Source organism: Actinoplanes sp. TFC3 (genome assembly GCF_001553785.1).
In the GTDB taxonomy this organism is placed as follows: Bacteria; Actinomycetota; Actinomycetes; order Mycobacteriales; family Micromonosporaceae; genus Actinoplanes.
The window spans coordinates 3943934-3949571 of sequence record NZ_LOJP01000001.1 but is presented as its reverse complement, the minus strand read 5'-3'; the positions used below and the strand labels follow the sequence as shown (position 1 = coordinate 3949571).

The window sequence follows — 5638 nt, the reverse complement described above, 5'->3', positions numbered from 1 at the left end:
GGCCGGTGCCGGGGCTGGGGCCGGTTCCGGCGTGGGTTCGAGCGCGGCGACATACCCCTCGATCTCGTCGTTGAGGCGCAGCAGCTCGCGCATCTCGTCGGCGGGCAGCGCGCCCCCGTCCGCGCGATGCGGGACCAGCACCTCCTCGAACGCGTGGGCCCGGTCCGCGATCTCCTGCTGACGGACCACCCGCGCAGCGCCCTTGAGGGTGTGCGCGAACCGCAGCAACCGGGCCACCGGCTCGGTACCGGGTTGCTGGTCGAGGTCGAGCACGCCCGCGCTGATCTGGTCGACCAGCTCGCGCGCCTCGACGCGGAAGTACCGCAGCGGATCCTGGCTCATCGCCGGCCGGTGCCCACCAGCTCGAGCAGGTCACCGGAGAGGTTGCTCAGATGCGCGGCGGTCTGCTTGGTCTGCACCGCGCTCGCCTCGGTCTCGCGGGTGACCCGGGCGGTGTCCGACGCGGCGACGTTCACCTGCTCCACCGCGGTGGACTGCTGCGCGGTGGACAGCTCGATCTCCCGGGTCGCCTCGTTGGTGGTGGCCACCAGCTGGGCGATGCGCCGGAACGAGTTGGTCGCGTCGTCGAACTGCCGGGCCCCGGCGTCCACGCTCTTGGCACCGATCTCGGTGGCCATGACCGTGGTGTTGACAGCCCCTCGGACGTCTTCGATGAGGGCCCTGATCTCCTTGGCCGATCCGGCGGTACGGTCGGCGAGCTTGCGGATCTCCTCGGCCACCACGGCGAAGCGCCGGCCCCACTCGCCGGCCCCGCTGGCCTCGATGGTCGCGTTGATGGCCAGGATGTTCGTCTGCTCGGCCAGCTCCGACACCAGGTCCACCACGCCGCCGATCTGCTGCGACTTCTCACCCAGCGCCAGCATGTGCTGCACGATCTGGTCCACCTGGTTGCGGATCGCGGCGATCGACGCCCGGGTCTGGTCGATGGTGGCGTCACCGGTCAGTGCGGCGTCAGCGGTGTCCTCGGCGATCTTCGACACCCGCTGGGCGCTGTCGGCGATCTGGCGCGAGGTGATCAGCAGCTCGCTGATCGTCGTGGTGATCTCGTTCATCGCACTGGCTTGGTCGCGGCCCCCGCCGGCCTGCTGCGCGGCGGCCGCTTCGAGCTGCGCCGACGAGCTCTGGATGTGCCCGACCGCCGCGCCGACATCGCGGCGCAGGTCGCGCCCGAGCCGCCAGGCCACCACGAACGCGAACGCCGTGGCCAGCAGGGCCAGCGCGATGATCAGCACCATCGCCTCGGTGGCCCGGTCGGAGGCGTCCTTGCGGGCGGTCTCCACGTCGAGGCGTACCCGGCTGATCAGGGCGGTGATCGCCTCGCGCATCGCCTCGCGCAGCGGCCCGACCGCTGAGGCGTTGAGGTCGTTGATGTCGGTCAGGTTCGTCAGGGCCTGGCGGCGTTCGGCCACCCGGTCCAGTTCGGCGGCATGCTTGGCCTCGGCCGCCGACACCTGATCCAGCAGGGTCAACGCGGTCGGATCGTCCAGCGTGGTGCGCAGCTTCTGCACGGTGCTGAGGAACTCCGTCCGGTCCTTCTCGCTCTCGGTGAGCGCGTCCTGCGAACCGTTGAGCAGGAAGAGCCGCCAGTCGCCGATGCGGGTCTCCATCTTGGTGGTCAGGTGCTCGCTGTACACCAGGTCGTCCACCGCGAGGTTGATGGCATCGTCCTTGGCGTTGACCACCAGGCTCAGCGCGAACACCGAGGACGCCCCCATGAGCAGGGTGAGCGCCACGGTGACGCCGAAGCCGAGCCAGAGCTTCTTGCCGTACGTCCTTCTCGCCATCAGTGCTCCTCCGCAAGGTGGTGGCCGGTCAGCTGGTGCACCACAGCCCGCGCCGCGGGCAGGTCGATGATCGGGCGGGTGCCGCCGGGCAGCGGCACCATGCCGCGCAGCACGTCGCGGCTGTCGTGGCCGTCCGCCTCGCCGACGATGACCGCCTCGTCCACGCGGACGTGGCCGTCGAGTTCGTGGAAGGCCAGCGCCAGCGGGGGAGACCCGGCGGTCAGCACCAGCCAGCGCGGGCGCTCCGGAATCGGATGCCCGAGCAGCGCGGCCAGGTCGTAGACGGGCACGATCGCCCCGCTGAACCCGGCCACGCCGAGCAGGGCCTGCTGCGGGCCCGGCAGGGGAGTGACGGGCCGGTCCGAGTGCACCCCCGAGGCCTGCGACAGCCGCAACGCGTACGGGCGGCCGCCGGCGTGCACGGCCAGCAACTCGGCGTACTCGGCGTCGTGGCGGCGTGCCGGTTCGGCGAACGAGCGGTCGAAGTCGGCGCGCAGCCCCTGCAGCCGGGCCGTCACCACGCTGGCCGGGCTCATCGCCGCACCCCGCAGGCATCCAGCTCGGCACGGCACAGGGTGGTCAGCGCGATCCGGCCGAAGCCACCGCCGAACAGCACGATGCGCTCCTCCCGCTCCTGACGCAGCAGCTCCAGAGCCCGGTCCAGCTCGATGCCGGCCACCCGGTTCTCCCCGCGGCGGCGCGCCAGCAACCCGAGCCGCAGCCGCGGCATGGCGAACTCCGGGTCCAGGTACGCGGCCAGCCGGTAGTGCGAGATGGCGCCGTCGGTCGACCCGCCACCCTCCAGGCAGACGGCCAGCTGGTGGTGCGCGTCGGCGTACAACCCGTCGGTGTCCAGCAGCCGCCGGCCGATCGTCTCGGCGTCGCTGAACCGGCCGGCCTGGGTCAGCAGCACGCCGAGCAGCAGCATCTCCTGCTGGGTGGACGCGACGTGCTCGAGGACGCCGAGCGCATCGGTGAAGCGTTCGTCGCGCAGCAGGGTGAGGGCACGCTCGTACGCCGCCGCTGTGGGCCGGGGCGCGGTCAGCGGGATGCGGGGCGGGCTCGCCGGTGCGGGCGGCGGCACCTGCGACATCCGCGGCGCCGGGGCGACGGTGGCGGTGGCCCGGCGGTAGTAGAACGTGCGGTGGCTGTGCACCGGTTCCAGGCCCTCGGGGCGGCTGCCCAGCGAGTCGGTGTGCCCGAGGAACAGGTAGCCGCCCGGGACCAGCGAACGGGTCATCCGCCGGATCAGCGTGGCCTGCACGTCGCTGGTCAGATACATCAACAGGTTGCGGCAGAACACCACGTCGTACTGATCGGCGCGCCACAGCACGCGCTCCTCGGCCGCGACGTTGTGCTGACGGAACTGCACCAGTTCGCGGATGGCGGGCTCGAGTTCGTACAGGCTGTCGCGGGGGTGGAACCAGCGCTGCCGGATCGCGTCCGGGGTCTCGCGCAGCGACCAGGACGAGTACCGCGCGATGAGGGCCCGCTCGATCATCGCCGGGCTGGCATCCAGCCCCAGCACCGAGACGATCCAGCCCGGGTCCGGCTGCACCTCGCGGGCCATGATGGCCAGCGTGTACGCCTCCTCACCGGAGGAACACCCGACCGACAGCATCCGCAGCACCCGCTGGTTGGCCCGCTCCCGGATCCGGTCCGGCAGGACGGTTTGCCCGAGGGCCCGGAACTGCTCGCCGTGGCGGAAGAAGTACGTCTCGTTGATCGTGAGCTCGCGGGCCAGCTCGCTGAGCTCGTCCTCCCAGTCAACGCGGGTCAGCCGGGCCAGATACGAGGACCGGTCCATGCCGGTGGTCTCGCTGCGCCGGCGCAGCACCGTGCCGAGCTGGGCGACGTCGTTGTCGTCGAACACCCAGCCCAGCCTGGCGGACAGCAGCGACCGGAACTGGGCGACGTCGGACTCGTGGATCACGACGTACCCGCCAGGTTCGCGGCAGCGGCCCACACCTCGTCGGGCACCAGGCGCATGCTGCGCAACAACAGGACGGGCTCGGTGTCGATGGTGCCGACGGCGGCAATCAGACGCGCCTGGGCGTCACCGAGCAACGCCTCGTGGCGCGCGGCGGCGTCGGCATCGACCGGGAGCACGCCGGAGATCTCCCCGGTAGCGAACGCCATCGGCCCCTGATCGGAACGCACGGCGATAAACCGGGCAATCTGGGCCTGGCCGCCGCCGAGCAGCCGGGCCACATCGACGACCAGTGTGGGCACGCCGCGCATGATGCAGATCCCACTGACATACGCGGGGGTACCGGCCAGTGGATGCGTCGCCAGCGGGCGCATGGTCTCGATGACCTCGTCCAGGCGCAGAGCGCACAGCAGCGACCCGGCCCGGAACACCAGCGACTGCACACCGGCAGTCGTCACTGCCGGTGGCACCGTTTGTCCGGGCTGCCCCATTCGCTCAGGCTAGCGGGCTATTCCACCGCATCACCCGAAAACGGTTCACTTCCCGGGGCTGAGGGACGCTGGTCGGCGGCGTTCCCGAGCTGCCCCCGAACTGCGGTTGCTACCGCCGGTCACCGTCGCTGAACCAGGACACCATCGGCTCCTCGTAGTTTTCCTGCGCCGACCGCCGCTGCCCGGGCGTCACATCCGAAACATCCCGCCGCGAGGCCGGATGCCGCACCTCCGGCTCAACAGTCCGGAAGACCAGCGTGACCTCGGGGCCATCCGCCTGAACCGGCTCTGTGAGCGCAGCAGCCTCGGCGGCGTGACCGCCTGTTCCGGCCTGCGCGCTCGCCCGAGCTTGAGCCGCCGACTCCGCACTCGCAGGCCACAACCGCGCCCGCCGCCGCGCCGCCAGATCCTCGACCCACCCGAACGCCAGCACCGCCACCCCCGTCAGCGCCACCGTCATCCCCAGCTCCACCGGCCCCTCCATGCCTGCGCCCAGATCATCGAGCGTCAGCACCGTGAGCACCGGCCAGATAGCCGCGATCGCGATGTTGTGCCACAGATAGATGGTCACCGCCCGGCTGTTCAGCAGTGTCACCGCACGGTCCACCGGCCGCAGGTACGACAGCCACGTCATGTCCGGCTCCCAGCGCAGCGCCACCAGCACGAACGCCAGCGACCACAGGGCCTGCGATTCCGGTACGTCGTTCAGGTCGAACCCGCCCTCGCCGGGATGCCCGTGCAGCCAGTACAGCGCGACCAGGCCCAGCCCGATGGCGCCCAGCCAGGCCACCCGCGGGTGCAGCCGGTGCAACCGCCCGTCGTGGTGGGCGAACCCGGCGATCCAGCAGGACCCGTACGTCACGAAGTCCCACATCGCCGCATCCGCGCGCCCGAACGGCAGCTCGAAGCCGGTCTTGTCCAGCACCGCCATCAGCGCGACCGGCGCGACCACCGCGAACCAGCCCACCTTCTTGTAGACCAGGTACAGCAGCGGCGACAGCAGCACGAACCACAGGTAGGCACGGATGTACCAGAGCGGCTCCCACGCGTCGATGCCGGCCTGGCTGCCCGGCGGGTCACCGATCGGCAGGATCCACAGGGCCAGTTTCCAGCTCCACGGGTGGTCGCCATCGTCCTGGCTGGCCCAGCCCGTGGCCAGCATGACCGGCACGGCCAGCAGCCCCAGCAGCCACAACGGCGGCAGCAGGCGGCGCATCCGGGACGTGACGACCTGGCGCGCGGGACGCTTGTCGAGAGAATTGGCGGTCAGCGAACCGGCCAGGGCGAACATGATGCCCATCGCGGGCAGCAGGATCGACAGCCACGGCCAGCCGAACAGGTGGTAGACCACGACCCGGACGATGGCGGCGGCCCGGAGCAGGTCCAGGTAGCGGTTGCGCACCGCGAAACGG

At 71.2% G+C, this 5638-nt stretch carries 6 protein-coding genes; all 6 read right to left on the bottom strand.

Going from position 1 to position 5638, the window contains the following annotated elements; translation table 11 throughout:
* Window positions 1–342, bottom strand: a 342-nt coding sequence (locus TFC3_RS17790) for an Hpt domain-containing protein (protein ID WP_173745331.1), incomplete at its 3' end; no start/stop codon positions are given.
* Complete coding sequence (locus TFC3_RS17785) at window positions 339–1805, bottom strand: methyl-accepting chemotaxis protein (RefSeq protein WP_067501060.1); 1467 nt, start codon at window positions 1803–1805, stop codon at window positions 339–341. The genes TFC3_RS17785 and TFC3_RS17790, both read right to left, overlap by 4 nt.
* Window positions 1805–2341, bottom strand: coding sequence for a chemotaxis protein CheW (locus TFC3_RS17780; protein WP_067501058.1), 537 nt, complete (start codon window positions 2339–2341; stop codon window positions 1805–1807). Before TFC3_RS17780 ends, TFC3_RS17785 begins: the two co-directional genes overlap by 1 nt.
* Window positions 2338–3738 carry a protein-glutamate O-methyltransferase CheR gene (locus tag TFC3_RS17775; protein ID WP_067506969.1) on the bottom strand — a complete coding sequence of 467 codons (1401 nt, stop codon included), beginning with the start codon at window positions 3736–3738 and terminating at the stop codon, window positions 2338–2340. The genes TFC3_RS17780 and TFC3_RS17775 overlap by 4 nt, the downstream gene beginning before the upstream one ends.
* Window positions 3735–4193 carry a chemotaxis protein CheW gene (locus TFC3_RS17770; protein WP_236718181.1) on the bottom strand — a complete coding sequence of 153 codons (459 nt, stop codon included), beginning with the start codon at window positions 4191–4193 and terminating at the stop codon, window positions 3735–3737. The genes TFC3_RS17775 and TFC3_RS17770 overlap by 4 nt, the downstream gene beginning before the upstream one ends.
* Before the next feature lie 142 nt (window positions 4194–4335).
* Window positions 4336–5638: acyltransferase (locus tag TFC3_RS17765; protein ID WP_369819627.1), on the bottom strand; the 1303-nt coding region annotated here is incomplete at its 5' end.